This window comes from Ascidiaceihabitans sp. (genome assembly GCF_039986515.1).
Classification (GTDB): Bacteria; Pseudomonadota; Alphaproteobacteria; order Rhodobacterales; family Rhodobacteraceae; genus Ascidiaceihabitans.
On record NZ_JBDWQO010000007.1, the window covers coordinates 761,639 to 776,181 of the forward strand.

Below are 14,543 nucleotides of genomic sequence, written 5' to 3' on the forward strand. Positions count from 1 at the left end.
GTCCAGTTTCATGGCTTTGACACCAAGTTTTGATGATTTCGCCACGGGCTATACCGCAGGTGAGCACCAGATCGTATACACCCGTTTGGCCGCAGACCTTGATACGCCTGTGTCCTTGATGCTGAAGCTGACGGGGGCGCAAAAAGACGCTTTTGTACTGGAATCAGTCACAGGCGGCGAAGTGCGCGGGCGGTATTCCATCATTGGCATGAAACCTGACCTTGTCTGGCGCTGCAATGGCACCACATCTGCCATCAACCGTCAGGCCCGTTTTGACGCGGATGCATTTGAAGATGCACCCGGCAATCCTTTGGACGTTTTGCGTGCGTTAATCGCGGAAAGCAAAATTAACCTTCCCGATGACATGCCCCAAGCCGCTGCGGGTTTGTTTGGGTATCTTGGGTACGACATGATCCGGTTGGTCGAACATCTTCCAAACGTGAACACGGATGTTCTGGGCGTTCCAGATGCTTTGATGCTGCGCCCTTCTGTGATTGCTGTCCTGGACGGTGTCAAAGGCGAGGTAACGGTTGTGTCCCCCGCGTGGGTCAGCGATGGCCAATCCGCACGCGCGGCCTACGCACAGGCGGCTGAACGCGTCATGGATGCCGTGCGTGATCTGGAACGCGCCATGCCCACCGAAACCCGCAATCTGGGGGATGAGGGCACAGATTTCGAACCTGTCAGCAACTTTACCCGCGACGGTTACAAATTTGCTGTCGAAAAGGCCAAGGATTACATCCGCGCCGGCGACATCTTCCAATGCGTGCCGTCACAGCGCTGGACACAAGACTTCCGCCAGCCCCCCTTTTCGCTTTACAGGTCTTTGCGCCGCACCAACCCGTCGCCTTTCATGTTCTATTTCAACTTTGGCGGATTTCAGGTTGTGGGGGCCTCCCCGGAAATTCTGGTGCGTGTCTTTGGCAATGAAGTCACCATTCGCCCCATTGCAGGCACCCGCAAACGCGGCGCCACGCCTGAAGAAGACAACGCGTTGGAAGCCGACCTGCTGGCCGACGAGAAAGAGCTGGCAGAACATTTGATGCTGCTGGATTTGGGCCGAAATGACGTGGGCCGTGTGGCCAAAATCGGTACAGTGCGCCCGACCGAAGAATTTATTGTCGAACGCTACAGCCATGTCATGCACATCGTCTCGAATGTGGTGGGCGAATTGAAAGACGGCTGCGATGCCTTGGATGCCTTCTTTGCGGGTATGCCTGCGGGCACTGTGTCTGGTGCGCCTAAAGTCCGCGCAATGGAGATCATCGACGAATTGGAACCCGAAAAGCGCGGTATCTACGGCGGTGGCGTCGGATACTTCAGCGCAGGCGGCGACATGGACATGTGCATCGCGCTGCGCACGGCTGTTGTCCAGGATCAGAAGCTGTACATTCAGGCAGGTGGCGGCGTGGTCTATGACAGTGATCCTGAGGCAGAGTTCATGGAAACCATCCATAAATCTGGTGCCATTCGGCGCGCTGCCGCAGATGCTGCCCGTTTTGGGACTGGCAACAGCTAACAGGCATCGCTAGGCTTTGGTTTTATGTCCAGCGCCCCACATTTCGACATTGATCTGGCTGCATTTGCAGCCGATCCCTACCCCCAATTGGCACAGATGCGTGCAAAAGCCCCAATAGCGTGGGTGCCACAACTTGGTGCCACGCTGTTTACGTGCCGCGACGACATTCACCTGCATGAAAAACGCACAAAGGTGTTTTCCTCACGCCAACCGGGCGGGTTAATGACCACCTTGATGGGCGAAAACATGATGCGCAAAGACGCGGACGCGCATATGGCAGAACGCAAAGCGGTGTTTCCCGCGCTGTCTCCGCGCACCGTGGCCACCCACTGGAAACCGATATTCGAACGCGCCGCTTTGGTCCACATCAAAGCCCTGAAACCGCGCGGATCGTGTGATTTGGTCGCGGATTATGCGATGCCCGTCTCGGCAATGGCTTTGAAAGCGATAACAGGGCTTGTCGATATGTCAGAGACCGAGATGGACCGCGTGAGCCAAGCGATGATCGACGGCTGTGCCAACTACGCTGGGATCCAAGACATTGAAAACCGCTGCCATGCGGCCACGGCCCTGATTGATGCGTATATTGACCAAAACCTTGACACCCCCACAGCTATGTCCGCACTGGCTGTGATGAAGGATGCAGGGCTGCCGATGGACAGCATTCGCGCAAACATCAAATTGATCATTTCGGGCGGGCAAAACGAACCGCGCGACGCGATTGCAGGCACGATTTGGGCGTTGCTGAGCCACCCCGACAGTTTGGACGCGGTCCAAAACGGCCGCGCCACATATGCGGATGCATTTTCCGAATACGCCCGCTGGATGGCGCCCATAGGCATGTCACCACGCGAGGTCGCCCAACACGATTGCATCGACGGGATCACCTTTGCCCCGGGTGACCGCGTGTTCTTTATGTTCGGGTCTGCTTGCCGCGATGCAGCACATTTCGAAAAGCCGGACCAATTCGACGTCACACGCAACACACAAGCCGCGATAAGTTTTGGCGCAGGTCCACATTTTTGCGCAGGCGCTGCAGCCGCCCGATGCATTATCGCGGACATCGCTTTGCCGTTGGCCTTTAAGCACCTGAACGGCTTACGCCTGACTGGCGACGTCCCATTTACAGGGTGGGCCTTTCGCGGGCCTTTGCAGGTGCCGGTGGCGTGGACTGGCGTGGACGGTTAAATCGCTTGCCGAATGGCCCTGCCCGCCCCATATCTTTAACATGATAAAATTTGCACCCATCCTGATCGCCTTGGCCTACGGCATTGCGATGTACCGCTTTTCCGCATGGCGCACCGCCAAAGAGCTTGATGCGAAGTCTACCGAACTGGCGGACCCGATGTTGCGCCATCTATGTGACCAGATGGCCGCAGCACTAGAGCTGCCGCGCATCAAGGTACATATCTACGAAATCGATCCAATCAATGGGCTGGCTGCCCCCGACGGGCGCATCTTTATCACACGCGGGTTCTACAAACGGTTCAAAAACGGGGACGTGTCGGCGGATGAACTGGCCAGTGTGATCGCGCATGAATTGGGCCATGTCGCCTTGGGCCACACGCGGCGGCGCATGATCGACTTTTCGGGGCAAAACGCGATGCGCACGGCGCTTGCGATGGTTTTAGGGCGCTTTCTGCCCGGTATTGGCCCTTGGTTGGCCGGGGCCTTGATGAACCTGTTTATGGCAAAACTGTCGCCCAATGATGAATTTGAAACCGATGCTTATGCCGCAGCTTTGCTTACAAAATCAGGGATCGGCATCGAAGGTCAGATTTCGCTGTTAGAAAAGCGTGATGCGCTGACACAGTCCAACGCAGGGGCAGCGCCGGCATGGTTTCTAAGCCACCCCAAAACGCATGAACGCATTGCCGCTTTGCGCAAAATGGATGATCGCTGGAAAGCGCTGCCCTCACGCAAATAGCTCGTGGGCCAGCTCCAGTGCATCAAGCCACACATCGACTTCATCGGTTGTGTTGTACATCCCAAAGGACGCGCGGCAGGTCGCGTTAAGCCCCATGTGCTCCATCAGTGGTCCAGTGCAATGCTGACCCGCGCGCACGGCCACGCCCCGTTTGTCGAGGATCGTTGAAATGTCATGCGCGTGTGCGGCACCGTCAATCGTAAAGGAAAAAATTGCGCCTTTGTCGGGGGTTGTGCCCTGCACCTGAACCCAATTTAACCCGTTCAGCTTTGCCACCGCATAGTCGCGCAAGCTGTCTTCATGGGCCGCAATCGCATCCATGCCGTGCCCCATCATGTAATCAACGGCCACGCCAAGCCCGATCATTTGCACGATACCGGGTGTACCTGCTTCGAATTTCATCGGCGCATCGTTGTAAATCACACCGTCCTTTGCGACTTCGCGGATCATATCGCCCCCGCCGATGAACGGGCGCATTTCGGCAAAGCGTTCGGGCTTTATATGAATAGCACCGGATCCGGACGGCCCGTATAGCTTGTGACCCGTAATGGCGTAGAAATCCGCGCCAATGTCCTGCACATCCACCGGCAAATGCACTGCCGCTTGCGATCCATCGACCAAAACGGCCACATCTTTTTCGTGCGCACCCGCGCAGATGGATTTCACATCAACTTTGGTTCCAAGCACGTTGGACATATGGGTGACAGCGATCAATTTTGTCTTGTCGGTGATTGCATCCAAAACGGCCTGCGGGTCTAACGCGCCGGTGCTGTCCACATCCACCCACTTCAAAACCACCCCCATGCGTTCACGCAAAAAATGCCAGGGGACGATGTTGGCGTGGTGTTCCATGACCGACAAAATAATTTCGTCGCCGGCTTTCATGTTTGGCATCGCCCAGCTGTAAGCCACCATATTGATGCCTTCGGTGGTGCCGGAATTAAACACGATTTCGTCTTCGGATTTGGCGTTCAGGAACCGTGCAATCTTGGCGCGGACACCTTCGTAGTTGTCCGTCGCAAGGTTGGACAGAAAATGCAGACCACGGTGCACATTGGCGTATTCTTCGGAATAGGCGCGTGTGATGGCGTCGATAACGACCTGCGGTTTTTGCGCAGAGGCCCCATTGTCGAGATACACCAACGGCTTGCCGTTCACTTCACGCGACAAAATCGGAAAATCGGCACGAATTGCGTTCACATCATACATGAAACTACACCCCTATCGCGGCAAAGCCGGTCAGTGTGATTAGAAAACTCAGGCCCACAATGATGCCCACAGCTGCAGTCAGCAAAACGCCAACCGCTTTGAATTTGGATTGTAATCCGGAGGCTTCGTTCACAAAAACCACCAGCAACCACATGCTCATGACGGCTACGGCAAGGTTAAACAACCCCTCAAGCCCGGGCACCGCAATCAGCAAGACCAAAAACACAAACTGGGCCACGGCACGCAATGCCTGCAGCCACGTCAACAATGCCAACATCTCGTTTAGCCCCCCCGGTCCGCCCAACAACGAGCTTAACCAGTGCAGAACATGCACCGTGACCACCAATGATCCGGCCAAAAATACAAAAGCCGTAAGCGGGCTGAACATCCACGCTGGAAACGGGATGGCTTGCGCTGCCAATTCAGGCGGCAAAGGGGGTGTGACAATGTTGGTCACATACATCAAAACGGCGTTGCACAAGGTGACCAGCGCCATCGCCGTCCAAAGGGCATCGCGTGGCAAATTCCATGACAGAACGACCTGTGCCGCTTGCGCAGGTCTGCGCAGGCTTTGTGCAACCAAAGCCCCCCAATTCACATCATTCAACATTGCGCCGCTCCTGTGCGAGGCTGCCTGCGATCCAGAACCATGCAAAGCATAAAAACCAAATCAATCCAACGATTTGCAGCTCAAGACCCGGTCCGATAAACCCTGCGACAAGCCCATGCAGCAGCAACAAAGGGCTGGTCGCAAGCATCGCCCAAAACAGCGCCAGTCGCGCACCGTACCCTGTGCCGTTGCCGCGCAAAACCATGCCAACACCACGGGCAAGCCCCGCCAGAATATACAGCATCAAAGGGGCAATAAAGACCCAAGCCATAAGCGATGCGCCAAGCAGCATATTCAGTTCGAGCCCTTCGATATGGGCCTGTCTCGCCAATCGGGGCAGTTGCGCAATAAAGGTGATCACGCAGGCTGCCATCAAATAGGCCAAGGCCCTGTCTTCACGGGGCCCCATCGCCAAAAGCCCACGCACAACACGCGCGGGCCCTTTGTAGGTTGCCACAATATTGGTGCTGACACCCATCAGCTGCGACGACGCTCCAGCCAAGACGCAAGACGGCCGTTGATTTCTTCGCGCAAAGCTTCGTTTTCGATTTCCTCGACGGCCTCGGCCAGAAAGGACAACGTCAACAGATCGGTGGCTTCGGCTTGGGGTACACCGCGGGACCGCAAGTAAAACAAAGCTGTCTCGTCAATCGCACCAGACGTCGATCCGTGCGAACAGGCCACGTCGTCGGCATAAATCTCAAGCTCTGGTTTGGCCAGAAACTGGCTGTCCCCGTCCAGAAGCAGCGATTGGCTGATTTGGTAGCCATCGGTTTTCTGGGCACCTTCTTTGACCAAAATCTTGCCCTGAAAAACGCCGGTGGCGCCATTGCGCAGCACTTTCTTGAACACCTGGCGGCTTTCGCAATTCACTGCGTCGTGGGTGATAAACACCGTGTCATCGTGGTGGAAATCGCCGTCCCCGACACATGCACCCGCGACCGTTGCGTTAGCATCGTCACCGTTCAACTCGATGATGCATTCGTTGCGCGTCATCACACCGTTAGCGGTCAAAGTGAACGATTTGAACGTACTTTCCGATCCGAGACGGGCAAAGATATGCGTGGCCGCACGGCGTTCATGGTCACGGCCCTGTGCGCGCACATGATGGAAGGCGGCACCGTCTGCGACGTCCACTTCCATCACTTTGTTGAACCGAGCAGCCGCTGGACCATTTTCCAAAACAGTCACGCTGGCCCCTGCATCAACTTTCACAACATGGTGCAAAATCGCGTCCGAGTTTTCCGATTTGTGCAAATATACCAATGCGATAGGCTTATCGACTTGTCTTGTAACATGGATCAACACACCATCGCTGGCAAAGGCTGTGTTCAAAGCAGCCAAAGGACGTTCCACAGGCTTTTGCCCGTTGGCTTCCAATGTTCCATAGAGATCACGCGCCCAGTGAATGTCTGCGTGTGCTTCGGCCAGCCGTTCAATTGTCAGCCCCTCAAGGGCAAAGTCGTCAGAGGCGTCCGCGTCAAAAACGCCGTCTACAAAAACAATTTTCAAGCTGTCAATGTCTGCAAAAACGGGTGTTTCATCGGTGTGAAAGACAGCCGCAGGTACAACATCAGCCTGAACAAGCGTGTCGGGGCGCGTGTACTTCCAGTATTCATCGCGCCGCCCGGGCAGACCCATGGACTGAACCCGCGCCAAAGCGTCCGTGCGCGCCGCGTCCGACCAGCCACCCTTTGGCAGGGTCAACGTGGCAAGCCGCGCCTCGGTGCTTGTGGTTTGTTGTGCAGGGGCCGCCATTATGCCACCTCAGCCAGAATATCGGCGTAGCCGTTGTTTTCAACTTCCAAAGCCAGTTCAGGGCCACCGGTTTTCACAATGCGACCATCCGCCATGATGTGCACGACATCGGGTTTGATGTGATCCAACAGGCGTTGGTAGTGCGTGATAACCAGAAAACCACGGCCTTCGTCGCGCAGCGCGTTCACGCCCTCAGCCACCAGTTTCATAGCATCAACGTCCAAACCCGAATCCGTTTCATCGAGGATGCACATCTTTGGTTCAAGCATCGCCATTTGCAGAATTTCATTGCGCTTTTTCTCGCCGCCCGAGAATCCCACATTGACGGGGCGTTTCAGCATGTCGGCGTCAATCTTCAGCGTTTTGGCCTTGGCGCGCACGACTTTCAGGAATTCAGCAGCGCTCATTTCTTCCTCGCCGCGGGCCTTACGCTGTGCATTCACAGCGGTACGCAGGAAAGTCATATTGCCAACACCCGGAATTTCGACAGGGTATTGGAACGCTAGAAACAAACCGGCGGCCGCGCGTTCTTCGGGGTCGATGTCCAGCAAATCGACGTCGCCCAAATGCGCATCTCCGCCTGTCACTTCATAGCCGTCACGACCGGACAGAACATAAGACAAAGTGGATTTGCCTGAGCCGTTTGGCCCCATAATCGCGTGGACTTTGCCCGCCTCGACCTCAAGGTTCACCCCTTTGAGGATTTGCTTATCTTCTTCTTCAAGTTTGACGTGCAGGTCTTTGATTTTCAGCATTTTATTACCTTTAAGTGCAGCGCTTTACGCGGTGTGATTTGGGTGCATTTCAACCGAAATGCAGCAATGTTCGGGTGCTGTGCGGACACGGCGAAAGCGCCGGAAACGATCCAGCGCTTGTCGAAAAAAGGGCGCACTGCGAAGGGCAGCGGCTGTTTGAGGTGATATTACAGCAGACTTAGGCTGATTGTACCGATCTGAACTGATCCGGCCTGCGTGGTTGCCAGCACGTGATCGACCCACGGTACGCCAAAGACTTGAACCCAAAGGTCCGGATTTGAATGAACGAAATTGTGCATCATGAACAGCGTGACCAAGACCCCGATCAGATGCGACGCCAACACGTCTTTGTGGTGTTCTTTCAACGGAATGCGCACCGCGACGACACATAGAACGGCCCCTGCCGTTTCCAGCATTGCAAACATGTTTTGCAGGCTCGCGGTGGTTGGTATCCCGAAGAACGCCATCGTTACAAAGCGTGTAAACACCACAGCCATCACGCCAATTACCATTGCTGTGGTGAATGAAATGTGATGTTTGGCGCTTTCCGCCAGCCCTGATTGCGTACGTTTCCCGATGGCCAACGGCTTTGGCGTGAACGGAAGATCCAGTTTGCGAACGCGGTCGTGAAAATCTTGATATGCCATAGAAAATTGCCTTTGAACCATTTAAAATATGGTTCACACCTGCCGCAACATCGTGACCACAATGGGACACCCGTTGGGAAGTGTTATGACGTTCCACCTGCCCCATCAGCCAATAACGACCGCTGTGCCAGAGGCCGAAACCATCAACATGCTGTCGCCCACAACTTCGTAATCCAGATCGACCCCGACCACTGCATCGCCACCCGCGGCCCGTGCGCGTTCTTCCAGTTCACGCATCGCGGTTTCGCGGGCGTCTTGCAGTTTGGATTCGTAGGCGCCTGATCGACCGCCCACGATATCGGTGATCCCCGCAAAGAAATCACGAACGACATTCGCGCCCATGATCGCCTCGCCCACAACGATGCCTTTGTAGGCAGCGATGGGGTGGCCTTCGATGGATTGGGTTGTTGTTAGGATCATAGATCTGCCTTTTCGTTCATCATACTTGGAATAATCCGCTTCAACGCGAGGGCAGTGATAACAGCACCGATCACAAACAAGCCTGCGCCAAATAAAAATTGCCCATCTGTAAAATACTCAGACCCGAATACAGCTTTGCCAATTCCACCAAAACCTAGCGAAACAAGTGCAAACAGTGCAAGGTTCACACCTGAAATCACGGAAGCTGTCTGCTCTTTGGCCGCTTCGCACGACCTGGCTGATACGAGCCAACCGGCAAACCTTGGGCCAATAACGGACAAGAATAGCCCCATCACCGCCAAGTACCCAGCAAAGAGCAACCCTGCAATCAACCCACAGACCCTTCCAACGAAATCGCCACCAAAGCCTGTGCTTCCATCGCAAATTCCATCGGCAACGCCTGCAACACATCCTTGCAGAACCCGTTCACAACCAAGGCCACCGCCTCTTCCTCGTCCATCCCACGCGAGCGGCAATAGAACAGCTGGTCGTCGTCCACCTTGGATGTGGTCGCCTCGTGTTCAACCCGGGCCGAGTTATTCTTTACCTCAATATACGGCACAGTGTGCGCCCCACATTTGTCACCAATCAGAAGCGAGTCACACTGCGTGTAGTTCCGCGCGTTCTGCGCCTTGGGGTGCATCGACACCAACCCACGATAGGTGTTCTGCGCCTTGCCCGCCGAGATGCCTTTGGACACGATCCGCGACTTGGTGTTTTTGCCCAAGTGGATCATTTTGGTGCCAGTGTCGGCCTGCTGCATGTTGTTGGCGATGGCGATAGAATAGAACTCGCCCTGTGAATCTTCCCCACGCAGGATGCAGCTTGGATATTTCCACGTCACCGCAGAGCCCGTTTCGACCTGCGTCCACATCACTTTAGACCGCGCGCCACGGCAATCGGCACGTTTGGTCACGAAGTTATAGATGCCACCTTTGCCGTTCTCATCACCGGGGTACCAGTTCTGAACAGTGGAATATTTCACCTCTGCGTCTTCTTCGATGATGATCTCGACCACGGCCGCGTGCAATTGCGCGATGTCGCGCTGCGGTGCGGTGCAGCCTTCAAGGTAGGACACGTAAGACCCTTTGTCGGCGATAATCAAAGTGCGCTCAAACTGGCCAGTGTTTTCCGCGTTGATGCGGAAATATGTGGACAGCTCCATGGGGCAGCGCACGCCCGGCGGCACGTAGACAAAGGAGCCATCGGAAAAGACAGCAGAGTTTAGCGTTGCGTAATAGTTATCCGACACTGGAACGACGGTTCCGAGGTATTTCTTGACCAGCTCAGGATGCTCTTGGATCGCTTCGGAGATCGAGCAAAAGATCACGCCCGCTTTGGCCAATTCATCCTTGAAGGTCGTGCCAACGGACACAGAATCAAACACTGCGTCCACAGCGACCTTGCGCTCACCTTCAGGGGCTTCGACGCCCGCAAGCAGCGCCTGCTCCTTCAAAGGAATGCCAAGTTTTTTGTAGGTTTCCAACAGCTTGGGGTCGACCTCGTCCAAAGACTTCGGCTTGACCTCCATCGATTTAGGACGCGCGTAGTAATATTGATCCTGAAAGTCGATCTCGGGGTAATCGACCATCGCCCAATCGGGTTCGGTCTTGGTCAACCAACGCTCATAGGCTTCGAGCCGCCAGTTCAGCATCCATTCGGGTTCATCGTTCTTTTCTGAAATCAAACGCACGATATCGGTGTTTAGCCCTTTGGGGGCATATTCCATCTCGATATCAGTTTCCCAGCCGTATTTATAGGCGCCGCCCACCTCGCGGACCGCATCCACCGTGTCTTGATCTACGCCGTCTTTTACAACCACATCATCCGTGACTACATCCATTTTGCGTTCCTCTCGTTGGCGTCAGGCCCTAAGCCGCACGCGCCTCGTGTTTCGTCAGTTTATCGGCCCACACATCGGCAAACCGCATTATTTCATCTTCGGAGGTATCCAAACCCAGCGACACACGCACCGCGCTGGCAGCCTCTTGATCCGAATACCCCATCGCCAACAACACTTTGCTGGCGCGAACCTTACCGCTGGAACAGGCCGATCCCGCCGAAATGGCAAAACCGGATAGGTCCATTTGCATCACCTGCGTCTCGCCTTTCCAACCGGGTGTTATGAAACACGAGGTGTTGGGCAATCGCGTCTCTGCTTTCCCGACAAAAATAGTCTTCTTTGAAGCAGCCTCAAGGGCCTTTTCTAGAATATTTCTAAGTTCCGCAACCCGTTCCCATCGCCCATGCACCACATCGCGCCCAGCAGCAGTCGCAGCAGCCCCAAAACCGGCAATTCCCACGATGTTTTCAGTACCAGACCGACGGCCCATTTCCTGTCCGCCGCCCTTAAGCAACGCAACCGGATCTTCGGAGGTAAAGTTGATCAGGGCGCCGACACCTTTGGGACCACCGATTTTGTGTGCAGACAGGATCATATAGGATGGCGTCTGATGATCGCGGTACTGCACGGGCATTTTGCCAGCCATCTGGGTAATATCACACAAAACGGAATAGGCATCAGGACTTGGCACCACACAGCCATCGACTTGCATAACCCCCGTCTCGCTGTTGGCTGCAGACACTGCCCGCAAACAGCCCGCATCCGTATCGTGCCATGCCAAAACGCAATCGTGTTCTGTCTGGGCGGATGAAAACCCGCCTCCATGCTGGTTCGCTTGGGCCGCAGCCAAAGCGGCGGCTTCAGTGGCAGATCCAGTAAATATGACTTGATTGGGCTTACAACCGACCAAATCAGCTACCTCTACGCGGGCACGTTCAACCAACAATTTGGCCGCACGGCCTTCGGCATGAACCGATGATGGATTGCCAACAACATCCATGGCGGCAATCATCGCTGCGCGGGCTTCCACACGCAAAGGCGTAGTCGCGTTATGATCAAGATAAACACGATCCATTTTCATCTCGCCAAATAAACCTCGGGGTCTGGGGCAGCGCCCCAGCGCATCGGATCAAACATCAACAACGTCAAACAGATTTGGAACGGCTGGGCATGGGGCCAGTTCATTAGCGACAATATCCGACAGACGGGTCTGGTGCAAAAACACGTAAACATGGGCGCTCAGGCCTTCCCACAAGCGGTTGGTCAAAGATTGCGCCCGCGATCCGGATGCACCGCCCGACGCGCCAGCCCCTTTGTGCATGGCATCTACGGTTTCATCGACGGCGGCCAAAATATCAACAACCCGAATGTTGGATGGCGGGCTGGCCAAACGGTATCCCCCGCCCGGACCACGGACCGACATCACCAACTCGGCGCGGCGCAATTTTACAAAAAGCTGTTCAAGATATGGCAGTGATATATCTTGTCGGCTAGAAATTTCAGCCAGCGTGACAAGGGTGCCTTCCGGCTGCAAAGCGATATCGGTCAGCGCGACCATGGCGTAGCGGCCCTTTGTCGACAGTTTCATAGCAGCCCCCAAATATCACAATTGATTGACCTTCCGGCCCCAAACCCATACATCGACAAAACGCAGGGCAAGCCCTGACTGTGATGATTTAGAACCGTTCTAAAGTGCCCGCGCAAATTCGTCAAGAAATCTGCCGCCCCTTAGGACCAAAAATATAAGGACGCTCATGCCTGAGGTCATTTTCCCTGGACCCGAAGGACGCCTTGAAGGGCGCTACCACCCCCAAAAAGAACGCGACGCACCCATCGCGATCATTTTGCACCCCCATCCACAATTTGGCGGGACGATGAACCACAAGGTTGTGCATTCTATGCACTATGCCTTTCACAAAATGGGGTTCACGGTCTTGCGGTTCAATTTCCGCGGCGTGGGACGGTCTCAGGGTGAATACGATCAGGGTGTCGGCGAACTTAGCGATGCGGCGTCCGCTCTCGATTATCTGCAGTCGATGAACAACAATTCCAAACACTGCTGGGTGGCGGGCTTTTCGTTTGGCGCGTGGATCGGCATGCAGCTGTTGATGCGCAGGCCGGAAATCACCGGATTTATTTCTGTGTCGCCACCCGCCAACATGTACGACTTTTCGTTTCTGGCGCCCTGCCCGTCCTCGGGCTTGATGATCAACGGCACAGCTGACCGCGTGGCACCACCCGCGGATACACATGCGCTGGTGAACAAGCTGCATGAGCAAAAAGGCATCACGATCACCCACACAGAAGTTGAAGGCGCAGGCCACTTCTTTGAAGACGAACATCTGGATACGCTGATCGACCACACCACGGGTTACGTCAAACGTCGTCTGACAGAAACCACACGCTGATGGCGGATCAAGCTGTCATCGACATGGCGAACAAACTCGCCGAGGAATGTCTGGCTGTGCAAAAAGAGACCGGCGATGACCGGCTCTTTATGCAGGTCGGGGATGTCCTTGGTGCATCGTCACAAACGCTGGAAGAAGCCTTTCTGACAGCAATCCGCACGCGTATGGCCGAAATTTCAGGCCGCAGGTTTTTGGCGCAAAAGCTCAAGGCGCACCGCGATGCCGCCTCAGATGGAGCCTCGAATGGCTAACCCTGTCAGTCGCGCCTTAAAACGCGCGACTGAAACGCAAATTATCCCCGCATTGCTGCAAGCCGGCATGTTTCGGATCACAGACGATCCGCATTTCGGGGCATGGTCCACGAGCATCAAAACCTACAACTGGACGCTATTTCACCGTGTATCCCCTGACACGGTAAAACGCTTTCAGGTCTGGACCGGCACCCCAACGCAACGTGCTATCCGAATTGATGTCACTACATTGCATGCCGACAAAACCCTAAATGATGACGCCGCCGCCAAAGCCGCGAATGCAGCATACCCTATCGGACACATCCTTCCGGAACGGTCGTCCATTTCTGCCTACGTGGATCGGCGCCTCGTGGCATACCACCGATCACAAGCACTGGCTTTGGCATACGACCGCGCCATTGGCGACAATACAAACCTTCGTATTTTTCTGGCACCTGTTTTTCTGATTGTGGTCACATTAAGCGCATTGGTTTGGCCATTCTGCGCGGTGATAACACGCAAAGATCGCACGGCAGAAGACGCAAGCGCCCACATCCTGTCCCAATTGGACCGCCTGACCTCAGACTTTGAAAGTTCCCCAAAATGACCACACGCCTTGACGCGCAGATTGCCTTTTTGAATGAAGCAGACAAGTTGAAATCCATCACCCGCGCCACCACGTTGGCCGACGGATCAAGGGCTGAAAACTCGGCAGAACATTCGTGGCATTTGACGCTGTACGCGCTTGTACTGGCTGACCAGGCCAAACCCGGCGTCGACATTTCGCGTGTCGTCAAGATGTTGATCTTGCATGACTTGGTGGAAATCGACGCAGGCGACAACCCGATATTTGACAACGTCGATCATGCGGAAGTTGCCGCTGCCGAACAAAAAGCGGCAGATCGTATTTTTGGACTTTTACCACCAGATATTGCTGCCGATTTACGTGGGATATGGGAAGAATTCGAAGCTGCGGAAACCGACGACGCCCAGTTTGCCAAATCACTGGATCGCTTTCAGCCCCCAATGTTGAACTTGGCTGCGGGCGGCGGAAGCTGGACAGATTACAATGTAGACGAAGCGACAATCGCGGCCCGTGTCGGATCAAAAATCAAAATCGGCGCCCCGGCCCTTTGGGACTATGCCCAACACCGCATCTCTGCTTTTTTCAAATCCCGAAGCTGAAAATAAAAAAGCGCCGCAAATGCCTGCGGCGC

18 protein-coding genes are annotated in these 14,543 nt (G+C 55.1%); 7 read left to right on the forward strand and 11 right to left on the reverse strand.

The genetic code is table 11. The features are described 5' to 3' along the window. Nucleotides 1–10: 10 nt before the first annotated feature. From trpE to ABJL60_RS06375, 3 genes are read left to right on the forward strand one after another with little or no spacing between them, the layout of a single operon-like run. Nucleotides 11–1,519: an anthranilate synthase component I gene (trpE, locus tag ABJL60_RS06365; RefSeq protein ID WP_348373573.1), complete on the forward strand. Its 1,509-nt coding sequence runs from the start codon at nt 11–13 to the stop codon at nt 1,517–1,519. A 24-nt stretch (nt 1,520–1,543) separates the two neighbouring features. Next, nucleotides 1,544–2,707, forward strand: a complete 1,164-nt coding sequence (locus ABJL60_RS06370) for a cytochrome P450 (protein ID WP_348373574.1) — start codon at nt 1,544–1,546, stop codon at nt 2,705–2,707. Between the two features lie 40 nt (nt 2,708–2,747). Continuing rightward, nucleotides 2,748–3,446: a M48 family metallopeptidase gene (locus ABJL60_RS06375; RefSeq protein ID WP_348373575.1), complete on the forward strand. Its 699-nt coding sequence runs from the start codon at nt 2,748–2,750 to the stop codon at nt 3,444–3,446. Here the strand turns inward: ABJL60_RS06375 and ABJL60_RS06380 are convergent. From ABJL60_RS06380 to ABJL60_RS06430, 11 genes are all read right to left on the reverse strand, one after another. Further along, nucleotides 3,435–4,655, reverse strand: a complete 1,221-nt coding sequence (locus ABJL60_RS06380) for a cysteine desulfurase (RefSeq protein WP_348373576.1) — start codon at nt 4,653–4,655, stop codon at nt 3,435–3,437. The two genes, ABJL60_RS06375 and ABJL60_RS06380, sit on opposite strands and share 12 nt — an antisense overlap. A gap of 4 nt (nt 4,656–4,659) precedes the next feature. Then, nucleotides 4,660–5,265 carry a YIP1 family protein gene (locus tag ABJL60_RS06385; protein WP_348285598.1) on the reverse strand — a complete coding sequence of 202 codons (606 nt, stop codon included), beginning with the start codon at nt 5,263–5,265 and terminating at the stop codon, nt 4,660–4,662. Beyond that, nucleotides 5,255–5,743 carry a YIP1 family protein gene (locus ABJL60_RS06390; protein ID WP_348285596.1) on the reverse strand — a complete coding sequence of 163 codons (489 nt, stop codon included), beginning with the start codon at nt 5,741–5,743 and terminating at the stop codon, nt 5,255–5,257. The genes ABJL60_RS06385 and ABJL60_RS06390 overlap by 11 nt, the downstream gene beginning before the upstream one ends. After that, nucleotides 5,743–7,023, reverse strand: a complete 1,281-nt coding sequence (gene sufD / locus ABJL60_RS06395) for a Fe-S cluster assembly protein SufD (protein ID WP_348373577.1) — start codon at nt 7,021–7,023, stop codon at nt 5,743–5,745. The genes ABJL60_RS06390 and sufD overlap by 1 nt, the downstream gene beginning before the upstream one ends. After that, a complete protein-coding gene (gene sufC, locus ABJL60_RS06400) occupies nt 7,023–7,778 on the reverse strand; it encodes a Fe-S cluster assembly ATPase SufC (RefSeq protein WP_348285593.1) in 756 nt (251 codons plus the stop codon). The genes sufD and sufC overlap by 1 nt, the downstream gene beginning before the upstream one ends. Nucleotides 7,779–7,945: 167 nt before the next feature. Further along, complete coding sequence (locus ABJL60_RS06405) at nt 7,946–8,425, reverse strand: hypothetical protein (protein ID WP_348373578.1); 480 nt, start codon at nt 8,423–8,425, stop codon at nt 7,946–7,948. Nucleotides 8,426–8,530: 105 nt separating this feature from the next. After that, nucleotides 8,531–8,845, reverse strand: coding sequence for a heavy metal-binding domain-containing protein (locus ABJL60_RS06410; protein WP_348373579.1), 315 nt, complete (start codon nt 8,843–8,845; stop codon nt 8,531–8,533). Continuing rightward, entirely contained in the window at nt 8,842–9,177 is a 336-nt protein-coding gene (locus tag ABJL60_RS06415; protein WP_348373580.1) for a hypothetical protein, read from the reverse strand. Before ABJL60_RS06415 ends, ABJL60_RS06410 begins: the two co-directional genes overlap by 4 nt. Further along, nucleotides 9,174–10,688: a Fe-S cluster assembly protein SufB gene (gene sufB, locus ABJL60_RS06420; protein ID WP_348373581.1), complete on the reverse strand. Its 1,515-nt coding sequence runs from the start codon at nt 10,686–10,688 to the stop codon at nt 9,174–9,176. Before sufB ends, ABJL60_RS06415 begins: the two co-directional genes overlap by 4 nt. Nucleotides 10,689–10,716: 28 nt before the next feature. Beyond that, complete coding sequence (locus tag ABJL60_RS06425; RefSeq protein WP_348373582.1) at nt 10,717–11,763, reverse strand: aminotransferase class V-fold PLP-dependent enzyme; 1,047 nt, start codon at nt 11,761–11,763, stop codon at nt 10,717–10,719. A gap of 54 nt (nt 11,764–11,817) precedes the next feature. Beyond that, the gene (locus tag ABJL60_RS06430) at nt 11,818–12,276 is read right to left on the reverse strand and encodes an Rrf2 family transcriptional regulator (RefSeq protein ID WP_348285585.1); all 459 of its coding nucleotides are present in this window, start codon (nt 12,274–12,276) and stop codon (nt 11,818–11,820) included. A gap of 166 nt (nt 12,277–12,442) precedes the next feature. On the opposite strand from ABJL60_RS06430, the gene ABJL60_RS06435 reads away from it, so the two are divergent. From ABJL60_RS06435 to ABJL60_RS06450, 4 genes are read left to right on the forward strand one after another with little or no spacing between them, the layout of a single operon-like run. Further along, the gene (locus ABJL60_RS06435) at nt 12,443–13,096 is read left to right on the forward strand and encodes an alpha/beta hydrolase (protein WP_348285583.1); all 654 of its coding nucleotides are present in this window, start codon (nt 12,443–12,445) and stop codon (nt 13,094–13,096) included. Beyond that, nucleotides 13,096–13,347 carry a hypothetical protein gene (locus tag ABJL60_RS06440; protein ID WP_108828298.1) on the forward strand — a complete coding sequence of 84 codons (252 nt, stop codon included), beginning with the start codon at nt 13,096–13,098 and terminating at the stop codon, nt 13,345–13,347. Before ABJL60_RS06435 ends, ABJL60_RS06440 begins: the two co-directional genes overlap by 1 nt. Continuing rightward, nucleotides 13,340–13,933 carry a hypothetical protein gene (locus tag ABJL60_RS06445; protein WP_348373583.1) on the forward strand — a complete coding sequence of 198 codons (594 nt, stop codon included), beginning with the start codon at nt 13,340–13,342 and terminating at the stop codon, nt 13,931–13,933. The genes ABJL60_RS06440 and ABJL60_RS06445 overlap by 8 nt, the downstream gene beginning before the upstream one ends. After that, the gene (locus ABJL60_RS06450) at nt 13,930–14,511 is read left to right on the forward strand and encodes an HD domain-containing protein (protein WP_348373584.1); all 582 of its coding nucleotides are present in this window, start codon (nt 13,930–13,932) and stop codon (nt 14,509–14,511) included. The genes ABJL60_RS06445 and ABJL60_RS06450 overlap by 4 nt, the downstream gene beginning before the upstream one ends. Nucleotides 14,512–14,543: the final 32 nt, after the last annotated feature.

What these genes read in the sequence shown, in the direction of transcription:
- ABJL60_RS06370 (WP_348373574.1), top strand. Translation starts at nt 1,544, where the DNA reads ATGTCCAGCGCCCCACATTTCGACATTGATCTGGCTGCATTTGCAGCC.
- ABJL60_RS06410 (WP_348373579.1), bottom strand. Translation starts at nt 8,845, where the DNA reads ATGATCCTAACAACAACCCAATCCATCGAAGGCCACCCCATCGCTGCC.
- ABJL60_RS06385 (WP_348285598.1), bottom strand. Translation starts at nt 5,265, where the DNA reads ATGTTGAATGATGTGAATTGGGGGGCTTTGGTTGCACAAAGCCTGCGC.
- ABJL60_RS06445 (WP_348373583.1), top strand. Translation starts at nt 13,340, where the DNA reads ATGGCTAACCCTGTCAGTCGCGCCTTAAAACGCGCGACTGAAACGCAA.
- ABJL60_RS06450 (WP_348373584.1), top strand. Translation starts at nt 13,930, where the DNA reads ATGACCACACGCCTTGACGCGCAGATTGCCTTTTTGAATGAAGCAGAC.
- ABJL60_RS06405 (WP_348373578.1), bottom strand. Translation starts at nt 8,425, where the DNA reads ATGGCATATCAAGATTTTCACGACCGCGTTCGCAAACTGGATCTTCCG.
- ABJL60_RS06375 (WP_348373575.1), top strand. Translation starts at nt 2,748, where the DNA reads ATGATAAAATTTGCACCCATCCTGATCGCCTTGGCCTACGGCATTGCG.
- trpE (WP_348373573.1), top strand. Translation starts at nt 11, where the DNA reads ATGGCTTTGACACCAAGTTTTGATGATTTCGCCACGGGCTATACCGCA.
- ABJL60_RS06435 (WP_348285583.1), top strand. Translation starts at nt 12,443, where the DNA reads ATGCCTGAGGTCATTTTCCCTGGACCCGAAGGACGCCTTGAAGGGCGC.
- sufD (WP_348373577.1), bottom strand. Translation starts at nt 7,023, where the DNA reads ATGGCGGCCCCTGCACAACAAACCACAAGCACCGAGGCGCGGCTTGCC.
- ABJL60_RS06430 (WP_348285585.1), bottom strand. Translation starts at nt 12,276, where the DNA reads ATGAAACTGTCGACAAAGGGCCGCTACGCCATGGTCGCGCTGACCGAT.
- sufC (WP_348285593.1), bottom strand. Translation starts at nt 7,778, where the DNA reads ATGCTGAAAATCAAAGACCTGCACGTCAAACTTGAAGAAGAAGATAAG.
- ABJL60_RS06380 (WP_348373576.1), bottom strand. Translation starts at nt 4,655, where the DNA reads ATGTATGATGTGAACGCAATTCGTGCCGATTTTCCGATTTTGTCGCGT.
- sufB (WP_348373581.1), bottom strand. Translation starts at nt 10,688, where the DNA reads ATGGATGTAGTCACGGATGATGTGGTTGTAAAAGACGGCGTAGATCAA.
- ABJL60_RS06425 (WP_348373582.1), bottom strand. Translation starts at nt 11,763, where the DNA reads ATGGATCGTGTTTATCTTGATCATAACGCGACTACGCCTTTGCGTGTG.
- ABJL60_RS06390 (WP_348285596.1), bottom strand. Translation starts at nt 5,743, where the DNA reads ATGGGTGTCAGCACCAATATTGTGGCAACCTACAAAGGGCCCGCGCGT.
- ABJL60_RS06440 (WP_108828298.1), top strand. Translation starts at nt 13,096, where the DNA reads ATGGCGGATCAAGCTGTCATCGACATGGCGAACAAACTCGCCGAGGAA.